The organism is Streptomyces sp. NPDC096205 (genome assembly GCF_044763135.1).
Classification (GTDB): domain Bacteria; phylum Actinomycetota; class Actinomycetes; order Streptomycetales; family Streptomycetaceae; genus Streptomyces.
In genome coordinates this window covers 408,075-431,128 of sequence record NZ_JBIWFS010000007.1, presented here as the reverse complement: position 1 = coordinate 431,128, position 23,054 = coordinate 408,075, and the positions used below count along the sequence as shown (strand labels likewise).

Here is a 23,054-nt window from a genome sequence, read left to right as displayed (position 1 = left end):
ACCTGACGACCCAGGGGCCGCCTGAGCGCCTCCTCCGCCTCACCCCACCGCGGGCCGGGGGGGGGGGGGGGGGGCCCCCCCCCCCCCCCCCCCCCCCCCCCCCCGCCGGGCCCCCCCCCCCCCCCCCCCCCCCCCCCCCCGCGACCAGCCACGGACAACCGAAAGCCGCCCACCATCGGCAGCCCCAACGGCGATACCCGGCTCGAGCCAACGCAGTGTGTGGCACCCGGTCCGCGCGTCGCTGCGGTCGCACGCGGACCGGGGCCGTGGAGGGGAGCCCCGGGGGGGCTCAGGAAAGGGCCGGCTCGCGGGACGCGAGGGCCTCGGTGTGGGCGTCCATGCGCTCGGCGGCGAGGATCGCGGACGCCGTGTCCGCACGGGACGCGGCGACGACCAGGGCGCGCCCGGCGAGGGTGTGGGCCCGCTGGTGCAGGGCCGTGATCTCACCGGTGGCGGCCGGGACCGCGCGGACCGGCGCCGGGCCGCCGCGCAGGCGGGACACCTGCTCGGCGAGACGGGCCGCCGCCTCGTCCAGGTCGGCGGACGGCGTCAGGGCGCGCAGTTCGTCGGTGACGGCGAGCAGCGCGCCGAGATGGCCCGCGAGCTGGATGTCCAGCTCTTCCTCCCGCGAGCGGTGCGGGAATTCCGAGGACGTGCCGGCCATCGTCGTGCTGTGGACGGACCTGCGGGAAGGCTCAGTGCGGATCGGTTCGTACATGGATGGCCTCCTGCTCTCTACAGAAGCCATCCTAGCTTGGATTCAGTCTAAAGTTGAGCCGTTCGCAAAACAGGGCCGTCAGGGCTGGCTGTAGCCGTCCAGGAAGTTCCCGATCCGGCCGATCGCGTCCTGAAGGTCGCGCGCCGTCGGCAGGGTCACCACACGGAAGTGGTCCGGCTCGGGCCAGTTGAAGCCCGTCCCCTGGACGACCATGATCTTCTCGCGGCGCAGCAGATCCAGCACCAGCTGCCGGTCGTCCTTGATCTTGAAGACCTTCGGGTCCAGCCGGGGGAACAGATACAGCGCCCCCTTCGGCCGTACGCACGTCACGCCCGGGATCTGCGTCAGCATCGAGTGCGCCACGTCCATCTGTTCCTTCAGCCGCCCGCCCGGCAGCACCAGGTCGTTGATCGACTGGCGTCCGCTCAGCGCCGCGACCACCCCGTGCTGCCCCGGCATGTTCGCGCACAGCCGCATGTTCGCCAGGATCGTCAGGCCCTCGATGTAGGACTCGGCGTGCGCGCGCGGGCCGGAGATCGACATCCAGCCCACCCGGTAGCCGGCCACCCGGTACGCCTTCGACATGCCGTTGAAGGTGAGGGTGAGCAGGTCGGGGGCGACCGACGCGGTCGGGATGTGCGTGGCGCCGTCGTAGAGGATCTTGTCGTAGATCTCGTCCGAGCAGACCAGCAGGTTGTGGCGGCGCGCGATGTCCGTCAGGCCCTCGATCATCGCCCGGTCGTACACCGCACCGGTCGGGTTGTTCGGGTTGATGATGACGATCGCCTTGGTGCGGTCGGTGACCTTGCGCTCCACGTCCGCCAGGTCCGGCATCCAGTCGGACTGCTCGTCGCAGCGGTAGTGCACCGCCGTACCGCCCGACAGGGACACCGCCGCCGTCCACAGCGGATAGTCCGGGGCCGGCACCAGCACCTCGTCGCCGTCGTCCAGCAGGCCCTGCATCGCCATCACGATCAGCTCGGAGACGCCGTTGCCGACGAAGACGTGCTCGACGTCCGTCTCGATGCCGAGGGTCTGGTTGTGCATGACGACCGCCCGGCGCGCGGCCAGCAGGCCCTTCGCGTCGCCGTAGCCGTGCGCGGTGGAGACGTTGCGGAGGATGTCCTCCAGGATCTCCGGCGGGCACTCGAAGCCGAAGGCGGCCGGGTTCCCGGTGTTCAGCTTGAGGATGCGGTGGCCCGCCGCCTCAAGCCGCATGGCCTCTTCGAGAACCGGGCCCCGGATCTCGTAACAGACGTTGGCGAGCTTGGTCGACTGGATCACCTGCATGTCTGGGAGCTTACGGCCCGCTCCGGCACCTCGGGTCGTGTTTTCCGCCACGTGAGACGCCCGGTTTGCTCGGTTATCGCCGGTAGCTGTCGCAACCTACCCGCCAGTCTCTAAAATGCGCGCCCATGTCTGAGTACCGTCAACCCGACCCCGGGCCGTACCCCCCGAGCGCGGCCGCCCCCGCCACCGGCGGGTACGACGGGCAGGCCGTGCTCGGGACGCCGCCGAACGTCTACCACCCGCAGGTGGCCGGTGCCGTCCCCGCCTACGACGAGTACGCGGACCCCGCCGCCGCCCACGGCTGGCAGAACGCCTACGACGAGACGGCGCAGCTCCCCCAGGTGGCCGACGACTCGACGGGTGTCCCCACCGGCCTCCCCGCCGGCCGTGCCGCCACCCGGCGGGACGCGCGCCGGGCCGCCGCCCGCCGCGACCGCCGGCTGCTGTTCGCGGGCGGCGCCATCGGTGTCGTCTCCCTCGCCGCCCTCGTGGCGGGCTTCTCCTTCGGCGGGTCCTCGGACGACGACCCGGTCGGCCGTGGCGACCGTACGGGGCCGACGGTGCAGGACGCGACGGACGCCGCGGACTCCTCGGACTCCTCGGGGTCCGGCGCCACCGAGGGCCCCGACGGGCCCGCCTCCCAGGCGACCGGCCCGTCGGCCGCCGACGCTTCCTCGGCCGCCTCTCCCGGCGCCTCGGCGAGCTCCTCGGTCGAGCCCGGAGCGCAGGACCCCACGGAGAGCGGGCAGCCCACCGCCTCCACCGCCCCCACCGCAGGCCCCTCGGCCCCCGAGGCCTCGCCCACGGCCACCGACGCCAAGCCCGGCCGCGGGCAGGGCAGGCCGGAGACCAAAGGACCCAAAGGCTAGGCCCGAGGCAGTCAGTCGCCAATCGGCCAGCCGGGCCGGAAACGACTCCTTGTCCCCTCCCGTCACCGCATTAACAATGCGCATGACAAGAACGGGGCGGCCGGAAGATCTCCGGCCGCTCACGTCCATAGAGGGGACCCCACATGAACAAGCCTCTCCTCGCCGCACTCGCCGCCCTGGTGATCACCGGGGCGGGTGCGGCACCCGCCGTCGCGGCCACCGAGACGGACAGCGGGAGCGCGGCGCCCGCCGTCAAGGCCGTCAACTTCGCCGGCACCGTGGCACTCAGCAACTGCTCAGGCTCCGTGATCCGCATGCCCGACTCGGCCGACGACGACCCGGCGCTCGTCCTCACCAACGGCCACTGTCTGGAGACCGGCATGCCGGACCCGGGCGAGGTCGTCGTCGACCAGCCCTCCACCCGCTCCTTCAGCCTGCTGAACTCCTCGGGCACCCGCGTCGGCACCCTGCGCGCGAGCAAGATCGCCTACTCGACGATGACCGACACCGACGTCGCCGTCTACCAGCTCACCCGCTCCTACGCCTCGATCCGCAGCACCTACGGCATCAACGCCCTCACCCTGAACGACACCCACCCGGTCGCCGGCACCGCCATCAGCGTCGTCTCCGGCTACTGGAAGCGGATCTACAACTGCTCCGTCGACGGCTTCGTCTACCGCATGCGCGAGGGCGGCTGGACCTGGAAGGACTCCGTCCGCTACACCTCCGCCTGCAACACCATCGGCGGCACCTCGGGCTCGCCCGTGATCGACCAGAGCACCGGCCGGGTCGTCGCCGTCAACAACACCGGCAACGAGGACGGCCAGAGCTGCACCGTCAACAACCCCTGCGAGGTCGACGAGAACGGCAACGTCACGGTCCGCCAGGGCATCAACTACGCCCAGCAGACCTACCTCCTCGCCGCCTGCTTCGGCCTGGACAACAAGCTGGACCTGTACGCGAGCGGCTGCGCGCTGCCCAAGCCGTAAGTGCACCTACACGGGCGTCCTGCGCACCGCCCGTCCCGCCAGCACGTCCGTCCGCCGCCCCTCCTCGATGACGAACCTCCCGTCCACCAGGACGTACGGGATGCCCGTCGGCAGGGCGCGCGGGCGGTCGTAGGTGGAGCCCGCGGCGACGGTCGCCGGGTCGAAGAGCACCAGGTCGGCCCGGTGACCCTCGCGCACCAGACCGCGGTCCGGCAGTCGCAGCCGGGCCGCGGGCCGCGAGGTGAGGTGCGCGACGCACTCCTCCAGCGACAGCACGCCCAGCTCACGGACGTAGGTCCCGAGGTAGTGCGGGAAGGTGCCGTACGCCCGCGGATGCGGCTTGGCGCCCTGCAGGATGCCGTCCGAGCCGCCGGTGTGCACCCGGTGGCGCATGATCGCCCGGACGTTCTCCTCGTGCCCCACGTGCTGGAGGATCGAGGTGGCCAGCCGGTCCTTCAGGAGCAGCCGGCGGGCCGTCGCCCAGCCGTCCAGGCGGCGGCCGACCTCACCGGACAGGGAGGGGTCGCCCACCCCGGAGATCTCGATGGTGTTCCAGTCGACGGGCACCCCGTGGCAGCCGTCCGAGCCGGTGACCTCCAGGTCGTGCCGGATGCGCTCGGCGGTCCCGTCGCCCCTCAGCCGGTCCAGCAGCGCCTGCGGGCCGCCCTCGCTCGCCCAGCTCGGCAGCAGCGCGGCGAGCGTGGTGCTGCCCGGGGTGTAGGGGTACGTGTCCAGGCTGATGTCGGCCCCCGCCGCCAGGGCCTCGTCCAGCAGGGCCAGCAGCTCGGGCGCCCGGCCCTCGTTCACGCCGAAGTTCATCGTCGCGTGCGCCAGATGCAGCGCGCAGCCCGCCTGCCGCGTCAGCTCCACCATCTCCGCGTACGCCTCCAGCGCGCCCGCCCCGTAGGAGCGGTGGTGCGGGCAGTAGTAGCCGCCGTACGACGCCACCACCCGGCACAGCTCGGTGAGTTCGGCGTCCTCGGCGTACATGCCCGGCGTGTAGGTGAGCCCCGACGACAGGCCCACCGCGCCCTGCTCCAGGCCCTCCGCGACCAGCCGCCGCATCCGGTCCAGCTCCTCGGGGGTGGCCGGGCGGTCCTCCCAGCCGACGACGAGCGCGCGGACCGTGCCCTGCGGGATCAGATAGGCCGCGTTGACGGCGATGCCCCGGTCGAGGCGGTCCAGGTACTCGCCGACCGAGCGCCAGTCGAAGTCGATGTCGTCGCCGTGGCCGTTCCAGCCGGTGATCGCCCGGCGCACCTCCTGAAGCGTGCGGTCGTCGACCGGGGCGTACGACAGCCCGTCCTGACCGAGGACCTCCAGCGTCACGCCCTGGGCGGCCTTGGCGCTGTGGTCGGGGTCGCGCAGCAGCGCGAGGTCGCTGTGCGCGTGCATGTCGATGAAGCCGGGGGAGAGGACGAGGCCCTCCGCGTCCAACTCCCGTATGGCGCGAGGCCGTTGGCAGCCGGCGGCCGCCGCCTCCTTGACGATCGACACGATCCGGCCGCCGTCGACCACGACGTCCGCCCGGTAGGAGGGCCCGCCGGAGCCGTCGACGACGTCCGCGTCCCGGATGACGAGGTCTTCCACGGGGCCTCCTAGAAGAACGTACGGATGTAGTCGACGACCGTGCCGTCCGCCTCGGCCACCGGGATCAGCTGCCACTTGTCGAACGACGTGCACGGATGGGACAGCCCGAGCCCCACCCAGTCCCCGACCTCCAGATCGGCTTCCTCGGTCGTGCGCAGCCACGCATGCTGGTCGGACAGGGCCGTCACCGAGACGCCGGTGGCCGGGCGCTCGATGCCGTCCCGGCGAACCACCTGCGCGAAGGGCAGATCGAGGTCGTACGCCGCGTCCCGCTTGCCCGCGTTGACGAACGCCTGGTCGGGGGCGGGCCGCGAGACCACCTGCGTCCACAGCCGGAAGGCGGGCTCCAGGGCGCCCTCCTCGGGGACCCGGTTGAAGGGGGTCAGCCTGCGGTAGTGCCCGTCGTCGTGCGAGACGTACGCGCCGGAGCGCAGCAGCTTCAGCACCGGCCGGGACAGTGCGGGGATCTCCGCGAACACCTCGGCCACCGCGTCGAACCAGGCGCTGCCGCCCGCGCTGACGACGATCTCCTCCGTACGGTCGAACCGTCCCGCCTTGTCGAGGTCGACGGCCAGCGCCACCAGCCGCCGCAGCCAGGCGTGCACCCGCTCAGGCGTCGCCTGCGGCACCTCGCCCTCGTATCCGGCGACGCCGACCAGACGCAGCGTCCCGGTCGCCGCCACCGCCTCGGCGACGGCCGCGCACTCCGCCTCGGTACGGACCCCGGTGCGGGCGCCCTCCCCGGCGGCCAGCTCGACGACGACGTCCACCGGACGCGGGGTGCCCCGCAGGGCCGCGTCCATCAGCTGCACCCCGCGTACGGAGTCGACGTAGCAGACGAGACGGAAGTCCGGGTCGGCGGCGAGCTCGGCGGCGATCCAGCCGAGGGCGGCCGGGTCGACGAGCTCGTTGGCGAGGAAGACGCGCCCGAACCCGAACGCCCGGGCCACACGGACCTGGTGCGGCACGGCCAGCGTGATGCCCCACGCCCCGTGCTCGATCTGCCGCTGGAACAGCTGGGGAGCCATGGTGGTCTTGCCGTGCGGGGCGAAGGCGAGGCCGTGGCGTTCGGCGTACGTCTCCATCAGCCGCAGATTGTGCTCCAGACGCTCGGCGGACAGCGCGAGCACGGGCGTGGTGAAGCCGCCGGTGAAGAGGTTGCGGCGCTGGGCGGCCAGCTCGCCGACGGTGAGGCCTTCGGCGTCCGGCGGGAGGCCCTTGAAGCGGTGGTCCACGCGTTCCGCGGCCAGTGCGGTCGGCGACTCGATGCTCATGGGGCCTCCTGATCTGGGCCGTTGCATTATGTGCAACATCCGTTGCGTATGGCGCTTGCTGCTGTCTAACATCTCGGCCGACGCGGGGTCAACGGAGCGGCCGCGCACCCCGAAGGAGCATCCGACCATCGTGACTGTCACCGGACCCACCCCGGACGTCGTGGACGTCGTCGCCCTCGGCGAGTCCATGGTCACGTTCCTGCCCACCCGGCCGGGACGGCTCGCCGACGTGCCGTCGTTCGAGCGCGGCATCGGCGGCGCGGAGTCCAACGTGGCGTGCGCGCTGGCTGCCGCCGGCCATGCGGTGAGGTGGGTCAGCCGGGTCGGGGTGGACGGGTTCGGGGACCATCTCGTGCAGGCCGTGGGCGCGTACGGCGTCGACGTCACGGCCGTCGGACGGGACCCGGAGCGGCCGACCGGGGTGTACTTCCGTACGGCGGGGGATCGGTCGACGGACGCGCACGAGGTGGCGTACTACCGGGCCGGGTCGGCGGCGTCCGCGATGAGCACGACGAACGTCGACCTCTCCGTGGCCCTTTCGGGGCGGGTGCTGCACCTTTCCGGGATCACGGCCGCGCTGTCGGGGAACTGTCTCGATCTGCTGTGGGAACTGACCGCTCCGCGGGGTGGGCGGCCGCTCGTGTCCTTCGATGTGAACTTCCGCGAGGGGCTGTGGGGTGGATCGGCGGGGCCGGAGGTGCTGCTCGATCTCGCCCGGCGAGCGGATGTGGTGTTCGTGGGGGCGGATGAGGCTCGGGAGGCGTGGGGGCTGTGTGACGAGAGGGCGCTGGTCGAGGCGCTGGACGGGCCTGAGCTGGTCGTCGTCAAGCAGGGGGCGGCGGGGGCTGCGGCCTATGAGCGGGGTGGTCGGCGTCGTCTGCCGTCTGCGGGTTCTCGTGGGCTGGTCGCGAAGTTCCCCGCGCCCCTTGAGGGCACGCACTTCAGCCCCGCCCCAGAAGTTCAGGTCGTAGCCGCTGTCGGTGCCGGGGACGCCTTCGCCGCTGGGTTTCTCTCCGCCACTCTGCGGGGGCTGCCCGTGCGGGAGCGGCTGCGGCACGGGCACCTGTGGGCCGCGGCCGTGCTCACCGTCCCCGGGGATCTCGCCGTGCCCCCTTCCCGAGGCCACGCCGATCGGCTCGCCGCCCTCGGAGAGGACGCGTGGGGGAGACTTCGACTCGGCCCCGGCTGGACGCGTGCCGGTAAGGCCTTGGAGGAGGTACGTACGCCATGAGCCAGACCGTCGACCGGGCACTGAGCATCCTGCCGCTGCTCGCGGAGGGCCCCGCCGACCTGGGGCAGGTCGCCGACCGCCTCGGTGTCCACAAGAGCACCGCGCTGCGGCTGCTGCGCACCCTGCACGAACACGGGCTGGTCTACCGCCAGTCCGACCAGCGCTACCGGCTCGGCGCCCGGCTCTTCGCGCTCGCCCAGGAGGCGATGGAGAACCTCGACATCCGCGAGATCGCCCACCCCCACCTCCTGCGCCTCAACGAGGAGTGCGGGCACACCGTGCACCTCGCCGTGTACGAGGAGGGCGAGGTGCTCTACATCGACAAGGTCGACAGCCGCTACCCGGTGCGCATGTACTCCCGGATCGGCAAGCCCGTCGCGATCACGGTCGCGGCCGTCGCCAAGCTGCTGCTCGCCGACCTGCCCGAGGCCGAGCGCCGGGCGGTCGCCGAGAAGCTCGACTACCCCCTGTACACGGCCCGTTCGACGCCGAACGCGGAGGCTTTCCTCAGGGAACTCACGCAGGCGCGCGAACAGGGCTGGGCCTCCGACCTCGGCGGCCACGAGGAGTCCATCAACTGCGTCGCCGCGCCGATCCGCGGTGCCGACGGCCGGGTGGTCGCCGCGATGTCGGTGTCCGCGCCGAACGTCGTCGTCACCGCCGACGAACTCCTCACCCTGCTCCCGCTGGTGCGCCGCAGCGCGGACGCCATCAGCGGCGAGTACTCCGGACGAACGACCGTAAGGGACCCCGCATGACGGACAAGATCGCGCTCACCCCGAAGACCCACACCGTCCCGCCCGCGAAGTTCTCGCACGGCGTGAAGAAGGGCAACATCCTGCAGGTCGCCGGCCAGGTCGGCTTCCTGCCCGCCGAGGACGGCAAGCCCCCCACGCCCGCCGGGCCCAGCCTGCGTGAGCAGACCCTGCAGACCCTCGCCAACGTCAAGGCGATCCTGGAGGAGGGCGGCGCCTCCTGGGACGACGTGATGATGATCCGCGTCTATCTGACGGACGTGGCGCACTTCGCCGAGATGAACGAGATCTACAACGTCTATTTCGAGGCGCAGAACCTCACCGCCCCGCCCGCCGCCCGCACGACCGTCTACGTCGGCCTCCCCGCCGGGCTGCTCATCGAGATCGACGCGCTCGCCGTCCTCGGCTGACGCCACCCTCCCCGGCTGACACCGCTGTCCTCGGCTGACGCCGCTTCTTCTTCGTACGCCGCACCCGACGGCACGGCACCCACCGCGGTGCCGTGCCGCGATCCCCCCTGCCCGAAAGCTCCATGCCCTTACGTAGAGGACCCCCGTATGTCCTATTCGCTCGCCGCTCCCGCCCCCGAGGCCCCACCCCACACCGGTGGCCTTCTGACGTTGATCGACGGCACGGCCGGGCTGCTGACCGTCGCCGCCGTCGGTATCGCCCTGCTGCTCTTCCTGATCATCAAGGTGCGGCTCCAGCCGTTCGTCGCGCTGCTCGCCGTCTCCATAGCCGTCGGCCTGCTCGCCGGCCTCTCGGTCACGGAGCTCTTCGGCACCGTCCAGCGCAGCGACGCCGTCTCCACCATCGAGTCCGGCATGGGCGGCATCCTCGGCCATGTCGCGATCATCATCGGCCTCGGCACCATGCTCGGCGCGATCCTGGAGGTCAGCGGCGGGGCCGAGGTGCTCGCCTCACGCCTGCTCGGCCTGTTCGGGGAGAAGCGCGCCCCGCTCGCCATGGGCGTGACGGGTGTCGTCTTCGGCATCCCGGTCTTCTTCGACGTGGGCATCTTCGTCCTCGCGCCGATCGTCTACGCCGCCGCCAAGCGGTCCGGCCGGTCGATCCTGCTGTACTGCCTGCCGCTGCTCGCGGGCCTGTCCATGACCCACGCCTTCCTGCCGCCGCACCCCGGCCCCGTGGCCGCGGCCGGACTCCTCCACGTCGACCTCGGCTGGGTCATCCTCATGGGCGTCGTCTGCGGCGTCCCCGCCGTGCTGGCCGCGTGGCTGTTCTCGGCGTGGATCGGACGCCGGATCTTCGTGGCCGTGCCGCAGGACATGGTGGAGGCGGCCGAGGACGCCAAGCGCGCGGTGCGGGCCGAGCAGGCCGAGCCCCGTGAGCAGCCCGTCGCCCTCGGCACGGTCCTCGCCGTCATCGGTACGCCGCTGATCCTGATCCTCGCCGCGACCTTCTCGTCGATCGCCCTGGACCCCTCCACCCCGCGCTCGGTGATCGAGTTCTTCGGCCATCCCTTCGTGGCCCTGACGATCGCCCTGCTGCTCGCCTACTACGTCCTCGGCGTCCGCCGCGGCTGGTCCCGCAAGTCGCTGGAGACCGTGTCCACTTCGTCCCTGAAGCCGGTCGGCAACATCCTGCTCGTCGTCGGCGCGGGCGGGGTCTTCGGCGCCGTACTGAAGGCGAGCGGGGTGGCGCAGGCCCTGTCGGACACCTTCCACGACGTCGGCCTGCCGGTGATCGTGCTGTCGTACCTGATCTCCGTGGTGCTGCGGGTCGCCCAGGGCTCGGCGACGGTCGCCATCGTCACGACCGCGGGCATCGTCGCCCCGCTGCTCGCCGAGGGCGACCACTCCCAGGCGTTCGTCGCCCTCGTCATCATGGCCATCTCGGCCGGCTCCATCTTCGCCTCGCACGTCAACGACGGAGGCTTCTGGATGGTCGCCAAGTACTTCGGCATCAGCGAGCGGGACACCCTGCGGACCTGGACCGTGCTGGAGTCGGTGCTCTCGGTGGTGGGCTTCGTGATGGCCGCCGGGTTGAGCATCTTCGTATAACGATGCCGGGGCTGGCTGTGTGCGGCACAGGATCGTCGACCATACTGCTCCGCTGTGGAGCAGCGCATAGGTTCGAGCAGTCAGCCCCTGGACGCCGGAGTGAACCCGGCGCACATCCCCGGACTCACGGGCCCCGTGTCCAAGGAGGAGCCGGAGGACGCCCGGCCCGAGGCCGAGGCCGAGATCGAGGCCGCCGCCGAAGAGGCCGAGTCCGCCGCCGAAGAGGCCGCGGTCGACGCCGAAGAGGCCGCGGCCCCCGCCGAGGAGGCCTCCGTCGAGGCGCCCGTCGACGGCCCCGTGTTCGAGGCCGCCGACCGGCGCGCGCGGATCGTCGCGGACGCCACCGGTGTCCGGCTCGCCCTGGACGACCAGGAGTGCGAGTTCCGGTGGGACGAGATCGGCGCGGTGGAGACGGAGACCGGCCGCTTCGGCAAGCGGTACACGGTCACCGTCCACACCCCCGACCGCCGCTGGTACCCGATCGAGATCGAGGCCAAGTCCCGTGCCCAGCACAAGGACTGGGACACGCAGCTGGACGCGGTCCTCGACGCGTACTTCGAGGAAGAGGCCACGGGCGAAGGGCCCGCGGGCGAAGAAGCCGCGGACTAGGCGCAGTACTGCGCGGCCTTGCCGATCGACCGGTACATACAGTCGGAGTTCTCCAGCAGTTGGAGCACCGCGTCCCGGTTGCGGGACGTCTCCCGCTCGATGACCTCGTCGGGCGGGTAGAAGCCGCCGCCGCCGGACGACGGGTACATCTCGAAGGTGTAGCCGAAGATCTTGTGGGCGCCCCACAGGTAGTCGTCGATGGACCCGTCGGTGATGTACAGGTCGCTCGACTGCTCGGGCGTGTAGCCGTTGCTGGCCGCCATCTTCTGGCCGACGGTCGCGAAGGCGTTGCGGTCGTCGGCCGTCATGCCGGTCGTGGTGTCCGAGTAGGTGTAGCCGAACGGCCACAGCACCAGCTCGCTGTACGTGTGGAAGTCGATGGCCGCCTTGATCTGCTGCACGCCTCCGACGACCCGGCTGCGCACGAAGTCGGCGACGACCTTCACCTCGGGCGCCGACTCGGCCGCCGTGCCGCGGTAGGTCTCCGAGGACGTCGAGCCGGAGGAGCCGCCGCAGCAGCCCCAGCGGTAGTTCCAGTTGCGGTTGAGGTCGGTGCCGACGTACGAGGAACCGGAGTTGGGCTGCCGGTTCTTGCGCCAGGAACGGTAGGAGCCGGAGGCGATGTCGTACTCGCCGCCGTCGGGGTTGAGGTCGGGCACGATCCAGATCTCGCGGCCGTTCACCATGCTCGTGATGCGCGAGTCGGAGCCGTAGCCCGCGCCGAGCTCGCGCAGCAGGTACAGCGCCATCTCCACGGTGAGGTGTTCGCGGGCGTGCTGGTGGTGGGTGAACAGCACCTCCGGCTCGGCCTCGTCGGTGGCCACGTTGTCGCTGATCTTGATGGCGACGATGTCGCGGCCCTGGTAGGACTTGCCGATGACCCGCTTGCTCATGATGTTCGGGTAGGCCGCGAGCCGCTGGTCGATCTCGGCGTTCATCTCGGCGTAGTTGTGGTACCGCGAGTCGGCCGAGGGGAAGTCGTAGAGCCGGATGTCGTCCTCGGCGATCCGGGCGGAGGCGTCGGGCAGTGCGGTGACCTGGTAGCCCTTCGCCCGCAGCCGGCGGATCTGGTCGGCCCGGCCGGAGACGACCAGGCCCTCCTCGTCGGTCTGGTCCACGGTCACGCCGGCCGCGGTGACGGCGGTGCGCTCGGCGGCGGTGCTGTTGTGGACGTGGACCTCGTACTGCCGGATGTCGTCGGCGGAGGGGGCCGCCTTCGCGGCGCTGTCGGCGTCGGCGACGGTCGCCGAGACGGGGGCGGCGAGCGCGAGGGCGAGGACGGCGGCCAGCGCGGCGGACCTTCTGGTGGGGCGGGCGCCTGAGCCGCGTATGCGGAGTCGCATGAAGTCTCCTTGGTTCTCCAGGGATTCCGGGGTCTTCCGGAAGTGGGGAGTGGAGCTGGGGGGTGGTGCTTCCGTGCGACAGGTGCGGGTGTGGCGCCCATGGTGCGCGGGTGGCATGTTCAGGTCAATATCAGAACCGGCCGTATGGGGACCCGCGCCTTGCGCGCATCGGGTGCAGATCCGGGCAGGCCCTCTTGCCCCGCACCCGCCCTTGCGCTTTCTTGACGCTCATGGCGGACACCACGGGACACCCCACGGAACCAGGCGTCACATCCGAGACCGAATCGCCGATGCGGCCGTCGAGTTGGCGCCACATCGGACCCGGCATCGTCGTCGCGGCCACCGGCGTCGGCGCCGGCGACCTCGTCGCCACCCTCATCGCGGGCAGCAGCTTCGGCTACACCCTGCTGTGGGCCGCGATCGTCGGCTGCCTGGTCAAGATCTCCCTCGCGGAGGCGGCCGGCCGCTGGCATCTGTCCACCGGCCGCACCCTCTTCGACGGCTGGGCGAGCCTCGGCCGCTGGACGACCTGGTTCTTCGCGGTCTACGCCGTCGTCTGGGGCTTCGTCTACGGCGCCGCCGCGATGTCCTCCAGCGCGCTGCCGCTCCAGGCGCTCTTCCCGGACGTGATGGACCTGAAGTGGTGGGCGATCGCCTGCGGCCTGACGGGCCTGGTGTTCGTCTGGTTCAACCGGTACGCCGTGTTCGAGAAGGTCATGACCGTCCTGGTCGGCGTCATGTTCCTGGTGACGGTCTACCTCGCGATCCGGGTCACCCCCAACCTCCCGGACGCCTTCGCGGGCCTGCTGCCCGTGCTGCCCGACGAGAAGGACTCCGTCCTCAACACCCTCGGCCTGATCGGCGGCGTCGGCGGCACCATCACCCTTGCCGCGTACGGCTACTGGGTCAACGCCAAGGGCTGGACCGACACCGGCTGGATGAAGGTCATGCGCCTGGACAACCGGGTCGCCTACGCCACCACCGGCATCTTCGTCGTCGCCATGCTGTTCGTCGGCGCCGAGATGCTGCACTCCGCGAACGTGGCCATCGCCAGCGGCGACAAGGGGCTGATCCAGCTCGGCGACATCCTGGAGGCCGAGTACGGCTCCGCCACCGCCAAGTTCTTCCTGATCGGCTTCTTCGCCACCTCCTACACCTCCCTGATCGGCGTCTGGCACGGAGTGAGCCTGATGTTCGCCGACTTCGTCGCCCGGCTGCGCCCCGGCACCGAGGCCGCCCGCGGCGAGGAGGTCGCCTCCGGCGCCCGCGAGCGCTCCTGGCCCTTCCGCGCCTACCTGCTGTGGCTGACCTTCCCGCCGATCGTTCTGCTCTTCCAGGACCAGCCCTTCCGTCTGGTCATCATCTACGGCGTCCTGGGCGCGGCCTTCCTGCCGTTCCTGGCGGGCACGCTGCTGTGGCTGCTCAACTCCGCCCGGACCCCGCGCGCCTGGCGCAACGGGCCGCTCAGCAACACGATGCTCGCGCTCGCCGGGCTGCTCTTCCTGGTGCTGTGCGTGAAGCAGATCTGGGACCAGCCGTGGTCGGAGTTCTTCTGACCCTCCGGCCACGGCTGTCGCGGGCCTACGGCAACGCGTGCACGTGCGGCCCCACCGCGTTCGACCACGCGTTGCCCGCGGTGGCGTCCCAGTTGGTGGACCAGGTCATCGCCCCGCGCAGGTCGGGGTAGGTGCGTGACGGCTTGAAGGTGCCGCAGCCGGTGCCGCGGGCCAGACAGTCGAGGGCGTTCTTCACCACGGCCGGCGACACGTAGCCGCTGCCCGCGCCGCGCGTGGAGGCGGGCAGCCCCAGCCCCACCTGGGACGGGGCGAGCCCGCCCTCCAGCTGGATGCAGGCCAGCGCGGTGAGGAAGTCCACCGAGCCCTGTGAGTACACCTTGCCGTCGCAGCCCAGCATCGAACCGCTGTTGTAGTACTGCATGTTGACGACCGTGAGGATGTCCTTGATGTTCAGGGCCGTCCGGAAGTAGGCGTTCGACGTCGACTGCATGTCGATCGTCTGCGGAGCCATCGTGATGATCAGCGACGGGCCCGCCTTCGCCGACAGCGACCGCAGCGCCTGGGTCATGTAGGTGGCGTTCAGCCCGTTCTCCAGGTCGATGTCGACGCCGTCGAAGCCGTACGTCTGCATCAGCGTGTAGAGCGAGTCGGCGAAGTTCGTGGCCGAGGCGGAGTCGTTGACGCTCACCGTGCCCCGCTCGCCGCCCACCGAGACGATGACCTTCTTGCCGGCGGCCTGCTTGGCGCGGATGTCGGCCTTGAACTGGTCGACGGTGTAGCCGCCGAGCCCGGCCGAGTCGAGGTTGAAGGTGACGGCCCCCGGTGTGCCGGTCGCGTCCGCGAAGGCCACGGCGATGATGTCGTACTGACCCGGCACGTCGGAGATCTTCTGGACGGTCGCCCCGTTGTTGAAGTTCTGCCAGTAGCCGGTCACCGCGTGCCTGGGCAGGCTCCCGCCCCCGCCGCCGCCCGTGGGCGCGGTCGTGCCGGTCACGGCCGCCGACTTCGGCGACTCACCGGCCGCGTTGGTGGCGGTGACCTGGAAGGAGTACGCGGTGGAGGCGGCCAGTCCGGTCACGGTCGCCGAGGTGCCGGTGACCGCGGTGACCCTGGTGCCGTCGCGGTAGACGCTGTACCCGGTCGCGCCGGACACGGCGTTCCAGGCCAGCGACACCGACGACGACGTCGTACCGGAGACCGCGAGGCCCGTGGGGGCGCCGGGGACCGTCGGGCCCGGGTCGGTGCCCCCGCCGCCGTCGGGGCCGAAGACCGAGACGTCGTCGGCGAGATAGGCGGCCTGGCCGTACCAGCCGTGCAGATAGACGGTGACCGAGGTGGTGGAGGCGCCGGTGGTGAAGGTCGTCGACAGCTGCTTGAAGGAGGACGAGTCCGGCGTCCAGGTCGACACATCGGTGGTGCCGGTGCCGGTGGCGCCGAGATAGGTGTAGCCGCCCTGCACCCAGGCGCTGAGGGTGTACGTCGCGTTCGGCCTGACCGCGACGGTCTGGGAGCAGCGGGCGTTGTCCTGCCCGGCCGGGGTCGCCCGCAGCGCGGCCGAGCCGCCGTGCACGGGCGAGGAGACGGTGGTGCCGCTGTTCGCGCTGCACGTCCAGTTGGCGAGGCCCGACTCGAAGCCGGCGTTCTTCGCGTTGTTGATGTCGGCCGCGGATGCCTCGACGGCGGCGGTGAGGGACAGGGCCAGGGCGGCGGTGACGGCACCGGCCCACAGGCGGGTCCGTCTCGGGCGTGTTGCGCGGTCCACTGGGGCCTCCGGTGGGGGAGTGGGATGGGGACGGTGGCCACCGCTGGACGTCCAAGTTGGTCCAGACCAATAGGACGTGTCAAGAGGTCCAGACCAACTCGCCAACAGAAGCGCCAGTTGAAGGCCTGAGCGCGCAACCTGACCCGTTTTGACGCGACTTGTGCGCCAGCAGTTCCACCGGAGCTCACCAAACGCTGTTCTCCGGTCACAGGGCCGTGGGTACAGTGCCGAGGTAGTCACGCAATGAAGTCATCTCGGTGCTCCGGAGTAACTCCCGGCGAGCCGACTGGCGGGGATTCGGGGAGCTGCGCGTGCCAACTGCCGTTGCCGTGACCGGTGCCGACCTGGCGCTGCCGCCGCTGGACGAACGCACCCTGCCCGCGGCCGTCCTGGCCGGCCTCGACCGCGAGCCGCTCGACCAGTCCGTCGCCCGCCTGCACACGCTCGTCGAGCAGCACGGCCATGTGATCGTCGTCCACACGCCCGGCGTCTCCCCGGCCGTCGAACGGCGTCTGCGTACGGTCCGCTCCCTGCTGGAGAGCGACCGCATCGCCCTCTTCGGCCCCGATCTGCCGCCGCTCGCCGTCGCCGTCCTCGCCCGGCAGCTGCGCCAGCTCGCCTCCTGCGACCTCGCCCCGGGCGTCCTCGCCTGCGCCGGCCGGCTGCTCACCCACTACCTGCACGCCGGCGCCGTCCTCGGCTCCGTCGCCAAGCTCGACCGCGTGCCCGTCACCCTCAAGGCGCACGCCAAGTCCTGGATGCCGGGCAGCCAGTTCGCCGTCGTCGCCCACCCCGCCCCCCAGCTCGTGCGGATCGGCCCCGAAGCCTCCCTCGCCGGACCGGAGTTCGCCACCTCGATGCTGGTCGCCAAGGGCCAGCACCCCACCGACTGGGTCACCGCCACCCTCGCCCCGGCCTGGAACACGCAAGGCCTGCGCGAGACGCCGCTGCCCGCCGAGTCGCCCGCCTGGTGGGGCACCGGCCGGCTGACCGAGTTCTGCAGCTTCCTGCCCGACCTGTCCGTGCTCTACCAACTGGTCGCCTCGGTGCGGCAGAGCGTGTGCCACTGGTGCGGGCTCGACGTCATCGGCGACCGCTGTGTGTTCTGCTCCGCCGTCCCGCCCGCCTCGGAGAGCCGCATGCTCACCGGCTGACCCGCGCAGTGAAGTCCCCCGACCCCACCCCCCATAGAGGTTGCTCGGTCCATGAACTCCCGTCAGCGCCGTGGCGTGATACTCCTGCTCCTGTCCGTCCTGGGCGCCCTCGGCGCCTTCGCCGGCGTGCTCTCCGTCGTCGACGACGTGAAGTCCAAGGTCGGCCCCGAGGTCACCGCGTACGAGCTGAAGAGCGACGTGGACCCCTACACCGCACTGAACCCCGGGCAGTTCAGGAGGATCAGCCTGCCCGAGCGCTGGCTGTCGGCCACCGCGGTCACCGACCTCGACGACATCCGCGGCAAGATCGCGATCACCACCCTGAAGAAGGGCTCCCTGCTCCAGAGCGACATGATCGTCGACCGGCCCGAGCTCCGGCCCGGCCAGCAGGAGGTCGCCATCATGATCGACGCGGCGACCGGTGTGGCCGGCAAGATCACCCCGGGCTCCACCGTCAACGTCTACGCCACCTTCGAGGGCGAACGCGAAGGCGCCCCCGACCAGTCCAGGATCGTCGTCACGGGCGCCCGCGTCCTCGACGTCGGCGAACTGACCCCCCTGGAACCCGGCGCGAGCGAACGCACCCGCCGCGCCGGCGAGGCCGTCCCCATCACCTTCGCGCTGTCCACCCTCGACGCCCAGCGCCTCACCTACGCCGAGTCCTTCGCCCAGCGCGTCCGCCTCGCCCTGGTCGCGCCCGGCAGCGACACCGCCGTCCCCGACAAGGACCGCACCTACGAACTCGCCCAGGACAAGTGAGAGGCGGCCGCGCATGCCCACGAGGATCCTCCCGGCCGTCGGCGACGCGGACGCGGTCCGGTCCCTCACGACGCTCCTCAGCCAGCTCCCCGACGCCGAACCCCTCGCCCCCGTCGTCGACTCCACCCAGCTCGTCGACACCCTCGCCCGCCTCGCCGCCGACTCCGTCGACGAACTCCCCGAGGTCGTCGTCGTCCACGAGCGCATCGGGCCCGTGCCCGCCCTGGAGCTGATCCGCGAGGTCGCCCTGCGCTTCCCCGCCGTCGGCGTCATCCTCGTCACCAGCGACGCGAGCCCCGGCCTGTTCTCCGCCGCCATGGACTCCGGCGCCCGCGGCGTGATCGCGCTGCCGCTGTCGTACGACGAACTCGCCAGCCGCGTCCAGGCCGTCGCCACCTGGTCCGTCGGCGTCCGCCGCCACCTCGGCCACGGCGGCACGGATGTGTTCACCGGGGCCGGCGGCACCGTCGTCACCGTCAGCGGCGCCAAGGGCGGCGTCGGCACCACCCTGGTGGCGCTCCAGCTCGCCCTCGCCTCCCAGGCCTCCGGCCGCTCCACCGCACTCGTCGACATGGACCTCCAGGCCGGCGACATCGCCTCCTTCGTGGACGTCCAGTTCCGCCGCTCCGTCGTCGACCTCGCCGCCATCACCGACATCTCCCCGCGCGTCCTCGCCGACGCCGTCTTCCGCCACGACACCGGCCTCGCCCTGCTCCTCGCCCCCGCCGAGGGCGAACGCGGCGAGGAGGTCACCGACCGCGCCGCCCGGCAGATCGTCAGCGCCCTGCGCTCCCGCTACGAGACCGTCGTCATCGACTGCGGCGCCCAGACGAGCGGCGCCTCCGCCGCCGCCGTCGAGATGGCCGACACCGCCCTGCTCGTCACCACCCCCGACGTCGTCGCCGTACGCGGCGCCAAACGGGTCGTGCGCATGTGGGACCGGCTCCAGATCCGCAAGGCCGAGGAGACCACCGTCGTCGTCAACCGCACCAGCCGCAGCGCGGAGATCCAGCCGCCGCTGATCCAGAAGATCACCGGCACCGCCCTGGCCACGACGGCGATCCCGGCCCACTTCAAGGAACTCCAGGCCGCCGTCGACGCCGGCCGCCTCCACGAACTCGACCCCAGGGGCCAGATCCGCCAGGCCCTGTTCGCCCTCGCCGGCGAACTCGGCCTGGTCAAGGCGCAGGCCGGCAGCCAGAAGCACGGCCGGCTGCGCGGGGACCGACGGCGCAAGGACGGTGGGGGATGAGGGCCCGGCTCCGGGGGGACCGGGGGCAGGTCACGATCGAGTTCCTCGGCATGACGCCGACGATCCTGGTCACGCTGGTGGTGCTGTGGCAGTGCGTGCTGGTCGGTTACACGTACACGCTGGCGGCCCACGCGGCGGACGAGGCCGTACGGGCGGGGACGGCGTCGGAGGGGCAGGCGGCCTGCGAGGGGGCGGGGCTGGAGGACCTGCCGGGCGCGTGGCAGAGCGGTGCGCACGTGTCGTGCGGCGCGAGCGGTGGTTTCGTCACGGCCGACGTCCACCTGGAGGTCCCCATCCTCTTCCCGGGCGTGATCGGCTTCCCGCTCCCGGTCGACGGGCACGCCGGAGCCGTACAGGAAGAGGAGGACTGAGGTGAAGCTCCGGGACCGCGGCCAGGTCGCCCTCGAATACCTCGGGTTCATCCCGATCCTGGTCCTCGTCGCCCTCGCCGGCGTCCAGATCGGGTTCATCGCGTACGCCGGTCAGCAGGCGGGTACGGCGGCGCGGGCGGGAGCGCGGAACGCCTCGCTCCAGGAGAGTGCGCAGGACGCGTGCACCCAGGCGGTCAGCGACTGGCTCTCCGTGAGCTGCGTTCCCGCTTACGGCGGCGACGAGGTGACCGTCACCGCGACGGTCGAGATCCCGTCCCTGGTCCCCGGCTGGGAGTTCGGCCCGGCCACCAAGACCGCCACCATGCCGCTCGACCACACCGACGAGGAGCTGGTTGTGCCATGAGCCTGCGGGCACGCATCAACGTCCCCGAGGAGAACGGCAGCCGGGGCGAGGACGGCCATCTGGTCGCCTCGTACCGGGCGAAGCTGCTGGAGGAGATCGACCTCGCCGAGATGAGTTCGCTGGCGGCGGCCGAGCGGCGGGCCCGGCTCGAGCGGGTGCTCGGGCACATCATCAGCCGCGAGGGACCGGTGCTGTCGACGGTCGAGCGCTCGCAGCTGATCCGCCGGGTCGTCGACGAGGCGCTGGGCCTCGGCATCCTGGAGCCGCTGCTGGAGGACGCGTCGATCACCGAGATCATGGTGAACGGCCCCGACGCGATCTTCGTGGAGCGCGGCGGCCGGGTGGAGCAACTGCCGCTGCGGTTCGCGTCCGTGGACCAGCTGATGCAGACCATCGAGCGGATCGTGTCCACGGTCAACCGCCGCGTCGACGAGTCGAACCCGATGGTCGACGCCCGGCTGCCGTCCGGCGAGCGCGTCAACGTGATCATCCCGCCGCTGTCCCTGACCGGCCCGATCCTCACCATCCGCCGCTTCCCGCGCTCCTTCACCCTCCAGGAGCTGATCGGCTTCGGCTCGCTCGACGAGCACATGCTGTTCCTGCTGGCGGGCCTGGTGCAGGCGAAGTTCAACATCATCGTCTCGGGCGCCACCGGCACCGGCAAGACGACCATGCTCAACGCCCTGTCCGGCCTGATCCCCGGCGGCGAGCGCATCATCACCATCGAGGACTCCGCCGAACTCCAGCTCCAGCAGGCCCACGTCATCCGCCTGGAGTCCCGCCCGCCGAACGTCGAGGGCAAGGGCCACGTCACCATCCGCGACCTGGTGCGCAACTCCCTGCGCATGCGGCCCGACCGGATCGTCGTCGGCGAGGTCCGCGGCGGCGAGTCCCTCGACATGCTCCAGGCGATGTCGACCGGCCACGACGGCTCCCTGGCGACGGTGCACGCCAACAGCGCGGAGGACGCGCTGACCCGCCTGCAGACCCTCGCCTCCATGTCCGACGTGGAGATTCCCTTCGTCGCCCTGCACGACCAGATCAACAGCGCGGTGGACGTCATCGTCCAGCTCGCCCGGTTCGCGGACGGCGCCCGCCGTATCACCGAGATCGCGATCCTCGACAGCCACGGCGGAGAGCCGTACCGGCTGGCCACCGTGGCACGTTTCGACGCACAGCCCATGTCCCCCGACGGCCGCGTGCACGGCACCTTCCGCTACTTCCCGCTGCCGCGCCGCACCGCCGACCGCCTCTACATGGCGAGCCAGCCCCTCCCACAGGCCTTCGGCGTCGCCCAGCACGCCGAACAGCTCGCCGCCCGAGAAGCCAGGTAGAACCATGGAACTAGGCACGCTCGTCCAGCTCACCACCGGCCTCACCCTGCTGACCTGCCTCCTCGCGGTGATCGGCGTGCACTCCTACGCCACCGGCCGCGCCCAGCGCCAGGCCCTGGTCGACCGGCTCGCGCTGGAGGCGGGCCGCGGCTCGGCCCCCGGACGCAGGCGCCACTTCCGCGGCCTCGACCGCCGCCTGCGCCGCACCCGGCTCGGCCGGCTGCTGGAGCTGCGCCTGGCCTCCACCGGCCTCGACATCACACCCGGCGAGTTCTTCGCCGCCATGCTCACCGCGGTCGCCGCCCTCTGGCTGATCGGCCAGGCCACCCTCGCCCCGTTCTTCGGCCCCCTAGCAGGGCTCCTCGGCATCTGGGCGGCCTGGCAGTTCCTCAACTGGCAGCGGCAGAAGCGCATCGAGAAGTTCATCAACCAACTCCCCGAACTCGCCCGCATACTCGCCAACGCCACCCAGGCCGGCCTCGCCCTGCGCACCGCCATCGGCATGGCCGCCGAAGAGCTGGAGGCGCCCGCGGGCGAGGAACTGTCCCGGGTGGCCGACCAGTTGGCGATGGGCGCCGCGATGGACGACGCCCTCGGCGAGCTGGCCGACCGGCTGCCCTCACGCGAACTGGTGGTCCTGGTGACGACCCTGGTGCTCTCCAGCCGGGCGGGCGGCCAGGTGGTCGGCGCCCTGCGCAACCTCACCGAGACCCTGGAGGAGCGCAAGGAGACCCGCCGCGAGATCCGCACCCAGCTCTCCCAGGTCAGCATGACCTCGTACGCCGTCCCCGTCATGGGCGTCGGCTCGCTGTTCCTCATGAACGGCGTCAAGGACGGCGCCCTGGACCGTATGACCGGCTCCCCGGTCGGCCAGGCCTGCGTGATCATCGCCTTCGCGCTGTACGCCGTCGGCTTCGTCCTCATCCGCCGCCTGTCCCGCATCGACGTCTGAGGAGGCCTCGACATGGCTGTGCTGCTCGCCCTGCTGATGGCCCTGAGCGTCGGGGGCATGTTCGCCGGCATCCGTATGTACCGGGCCGAGGCCCGGCTCCCCGGCGACCTGGCCCTCGCCCTGGAGGTCGGCGCCACCCGCACCGGCGCCGTCGACTCCCTCATCGACCGCATGGGCATGCGCTACGCCCCCGCGGTCCTGCGTCTGATGGGCCCCAGGCAGGTCGCCCGCTACCGCCGCAAGATCGACCTGGCGGGCAACCCGGGAGGCCTGACCCTGGACCGCTACGCCGCGCGCAGGGCGGTCTACGGCGCCCTGGGAGCCGTAGGGGCGCTGGTGTTCCTCCTGCGCGGGGATGTGCTGGTGGCTCTGCTGCTGCTGGCGTTCGGGGCCTTCTGGACGGAGGTCGGCATCTGGTCGGCGATCCGCGTCCGCAAGGACGTCATCGAACGCACCCTCCCGGACTTCCTGGACGTCCTCGCCGTCGTCGTCAGCGCAGGGCTCGGCTTCCGCCAGGCCCTGGACCGGGTGGCCTCCCGCTACGAGGGCCCCTGGGCCGACGAGATCCGCATCACCCTGCGCCAGATGGACCTCGGCATGAGCCGCCGCCAGGCCTTCGCGGAGCTGCGGCGGCGCAACGACTCCGAGCAGGTGGCGATGTTCGTGACGGCCCTCCAGCAGGGCGAGGAACTGGGCGCCCCGATCGTCGACACGCTCGTGGCGCTGGCCAAGGACATGCGCCGTACGGACGCCCAGAACGCCCGCCGCAAGGCGGCCCGAGCGGTCCCCAAGGCCACCATGATGATCACCACCTTCATGGTCCCGGCCACCATGCTGCTGCTCGGCGCCGGCCTGATCCTCGGCTCCGGCACCGACTTCGGCTCGATCACGGGCCGCTAG

Annotated in this window: 22 protein-coding genes; 16 read left to right on the top strand and 6 right to left on the bottom strand. The window is 71.5% G+C overall.

Going from position 1 to position 23,054, the window contains the following annotated elements; genetic code table 11:
• Nucleotides 1-289 precede the first annotated feature (289 nt).
• Complete coding sequence (locus ACIQ6Y_RS26805) at nucleotides 290-718, bottom strand: hypothetical protein (protein ID WP_404042532.1); 429 nt, start codon at nucleotides 716-718, stop codon at nucleotides 290-292.
• A gap of 78 nt (nucleotides 719-796) precedes the next feature.
• Entirely contained in the window at nucleotides 797-2,008 is a 1,212-nt protein-coding gene (locus ACIQ6Y_RS26800) for a pyridoxal phosphate-dependent aminotransferase (RefSeq protein ID WP_404042531.1), read from the bottom strand.
• Nucleotides 2,009-2,133: 125 nt separating this feature from the next.
• On the opposite strand from ACIQ6Y_RS26800, the gene ACIQ6Y_RS26795 reads away from it, so the two are divergent.
• Together ACIQ6Y_RS26795 and ACIQ6Y_RS26790 are read left to right on the top strand one after the other, a co-directional pair.
• Complete coding sequence (locus ACIQ6Y_RS26795) at nucleotides 2,134-2,877, top strand: hypothetical protein (protein WP_404042530.1); 744 nt, start codon at nucleotides 2,134-2,136, stop codon at nucleotides 2,875-2,877.
• A 143-nt stretch (nucleotides 2,878-3,020) separates the two neighbouring features.
• On the top strand, nucleotides 3,021-3,866 hold the full coding sequence (locus ACIQ6Y_RS26790; RefSeq protein WP_404042529.1) for a serine protease: 846 nt from the start codon (nucleotides 3,021-3,023) through the stop codon (nucleotides 3,864-3,866).
• 6 nt (nucleotides 3,867-3,872) lie between these two features.
• Here the strand turns inward: ACIQ6Y_RS26790 and ACIQ6Y_RS26785 are convergent, their stop codons facing one another.
• Nucleotides 3,873-5,456: an amidohydrolase family protein gene (locus ACIQ6Y_RS26785; RefSeq protein ID WP_404042528.1), complete on the bottom strand. Its 1,584-nt coding sequence runs from the start codon at nucleotides 5,454-5,456 to the stop codon at nucleotides 3,873-3,875.
• 8 nt (nucleotides 5,457-5,464) lie between these two features.
• Nucleotides 5,465-6,730, bottom strand: a complete 1,266-nt coding sequence (locus ACIQ6Y_RS26780) for an amino acid deaminase (RefSeq protein ID WP_404042527.1) — start codon at nucleotides 6,728-6,730, stop codon at nucleotides 5,465-5,467.
• 130 nt (nucleotides 6,731-6,860) lie between these two features.
• Between ACIQ6Y_RS26780 and ACIQ6Y_RS26775 the strand changes: the two genes are divergently transcribed.
• The 5 genes from ACIQ6Y_RS26775 to ACIQ6Y_RS26755 all read left to right on the top strand — a co-directional run bounded on the left by ACIQ6Y_RS26775 (nucleotide 6,861) and on the right by ACIQ6Y_RS26755 (nucleotide 11,346).
• Nucleotides 6,861-7,961, top strand: a complete 1,101-nt coding sequence (locus tag ACIQ6Y_RS26775; protein ID WP_404042526.1) for a sugar kinase — start codon at nucleotides 6,861-6,863, stop codon at nucleotides 7,959-7,961.
• Complete coding sequence (locus ACIQ6Y_RS26770; protein ID WP_404042525.1) at nucleotides 7,958-8,719, top strand: IclR family transcriptional regulator; 762 nt, start codon at nucleotides 7,958-7,960, stop codon at nucleotides 8,717-8,719. The genes ACIQ6Y_RS26775 and ACIQ6Y_RS26770 overlap by 4 nt, the downstream gene beginning before the upstream one ends.
• Nucleotides 8,716-9,126: a RidA family protein gene (locus tag ACIQ6Y_RS26765; protein ID WP_404042524.1), complete on the top strand. Its 411-nt coding sequence runs from the start codon at nucleotides 8,716-8,718 to the stop codon at nucleotides 9,124-9,126. Before ACIQ6Y_RS26770 ends, ACIQ6Y_RS26765 begins: the two co-directional genes overlap by 4 nt.
• A gap of 147 nt (nucleotides 9,127-9,273) precedes the next feature.
• The gene (locus tag ACIQ6Y_RS26760; protein WP_404042523.1) at nucleotides 9,274-10,737 is read left to right on the top strand and encodes a GntP family permease; all 1,464 of its coding nucleotides are present in this window, start codon (nucleotides 9,274-9,276) and stop codon (nucleotides 10,735-10,737) included.
• Between the two features lie 54 nt (nucleotides 10,738-10,791).
• Nucleotides 10,792-11,346, top strand: coding sequence for a hypothetical protein (locus tag ACIQ6Y_RS26755; RefSeq protein ID WP_404042522.1), 555 nt, complete (start codon nucleotides 10,792-10,794; stop codon nucleotides 11,344-11,346).
• Here the strand turns inward: ACIQ6Y_RS26755 and ACIQ6Y_RS26750 are convergent.
• Complete coding sequence (locus ACIQ6Y_RS26750) at nucleotides 11,343-12,689, bottom strand: M14 family metallopeptidase (RefSeq protein WP_404042521.1); 1,347 nt, start codon at nucleotides 12,687-12,689, stop codon at nucleotides 11,343-11,345. The genes ACIQ6Y_RS26755 and ACIQ6Y_RS26750 overlap by 4 nt on opposite strands.
• Before the next feature lie 230 nt (nucleotides 12,690-12,919).
• Between ACIQ6Y_RS26750 and ACIQ6Y_RS26745 the strand changes: the two genes are divergently transcribed.
• Nucleotides 12,920-14,245, top strand: coding sequence for an Nramp family divalent metal transporter (locus ACIQ6Y_RS26745; RefSeq protein WP_404042520.1), 1,326 nt, complete (start codon nucleotides 12,920-12,922; stop codon nucleotides 14,243-14,245).
• A 25-nt stretch (nucleotides 14,246-14,270) separates the two neighbouring features.
• Here ACIQ6Y_RS26745 and ACIQ6Y_RS26740 read toward each other — a convergent pair whose 3' ends face one another.
• Nucleotides 14,271-15,968: a chitinase gene (locus tag ACIQ6Y_RS26740; RefSeq protein ID WP_404042519.1), complete on the bottom strand. Its 1,698-nt coding sequence runs from the start codon at nucleotides 15,966-15,968 to the stop codon at nucleotides 14,271-14,273.
• A gap of 311 nt (nucleotides 15,969-16,279) precedes the next feature.
• On the opposite strand from ACIQ6Y_RS26740, the gene ACIQ6Y_RS26735 reads away from it, so the two are divergent.
• From ACIQ6Y_RS26735 to ACIQ6Y_RS26700, 8 genes are read left to right on the top strand one after another with little or no spacing between them, the layout of a single operon-like run.
• Nucleotides 16,280-17,122, top strand: a complete 843-nt coding sequence (locus ACIQ6Y_RS26735; RefSeq protein ID WP_404042518.1) for a hypothetical protein — start codon at nucleotides 16,280-16,282, stop codon at nucleotides 17,120-17,122.
• A 51-nt stretch (nucleotides 17,123-17,173) separates the two neighbouring features.
• A complete protein-coding gene (cpaB, locus tag ACIQ6Y_RS26730; protein ID WP_404042517.1) occupies nucleotides 17,174-17,881 on the top strand; it encodes a Flp pilus assembly protein CpaB in 708 nt (235 codons plus the stop codon).
• Nucleotides 17,882-17,894: 13 nt separating this feature from the next.
• A complete protein-coding gene (locus ACIQ6Y_RS26725) occupies nucleotides 17,895-19,133 on the top strand; it encodes a CpaE family protein (RefSeq protein WP_404042516.1) in 1,239 nt (412 codons plus the stop codon).
• Nucleotides 19,130-19,504, top strand: coding sequence for a TadE/TadG family type IV pilus assembly protein (locus ACIQ6Y_RS26720; protein WP_404042515.1), 375 nt, complete (start codon nucleotides 19,130-19,132; stop codon nucleotides 19,502-19,504). The genes ACIQ6Y_RS26725 and ACIQ6Y_RS26720 overlap by 4 nt, the downstream gene beginning before the upstream one ends.
• A 1-nt stretch (nucleotide 19,505) precedes the next feature.
• The gene (locus ACIQ6Y_RS26715) at nucleotides 19,506-19,868 is read left to right on the top strand and encodes a TadE/TadG family type IV pilus assembly protein (RefSeq protein ID WP_404042514.1); all 363 of its coding nucleotides are present in this window, start codon (nucleotides 19,506-19,508) and stop codon (nucleotides 19,866-19,868) included.
• Complete coding sequence (locus tag ACIQ6Y_RS26710) at nucleotides 19,865-21,202, top strand: CpaF family protein (protein ID WP_404042513.1); 1,338 nt, start codon at nucleotides 19,865-19,867, stop codon at nucleotides 21,200-21,202. Before ACIQ6Y_RS26715 ends, ACIQ6Y_RS26710 begins: the two co-directional genes overlap by 4 nt.
• Before the next feature lie 4 nt (nucleotides 21,203-21,206).
• Complete coding sequence (locus ACIQ6Y_RS26705; RefSeq protein WP_404042512.1) at nucleotides 21,207-22,154, top strand: type II secretion system F family protein; 948 nt, start codon at nucleotides 21,207-21,209, stop codon at nucleotides 22,152-22,154.
• Nucleotides 22,155-22,166: 12 nt separating this feature from the next.
• Entirely contained in the window at nucleotides 22,167-23,054 is an 888-nt protein-coding gene (locus ACIQ6Y_RS26700; RefSeq protein WP_404042511.1) for a DUF5936 domain-containing protein, read from the top strand.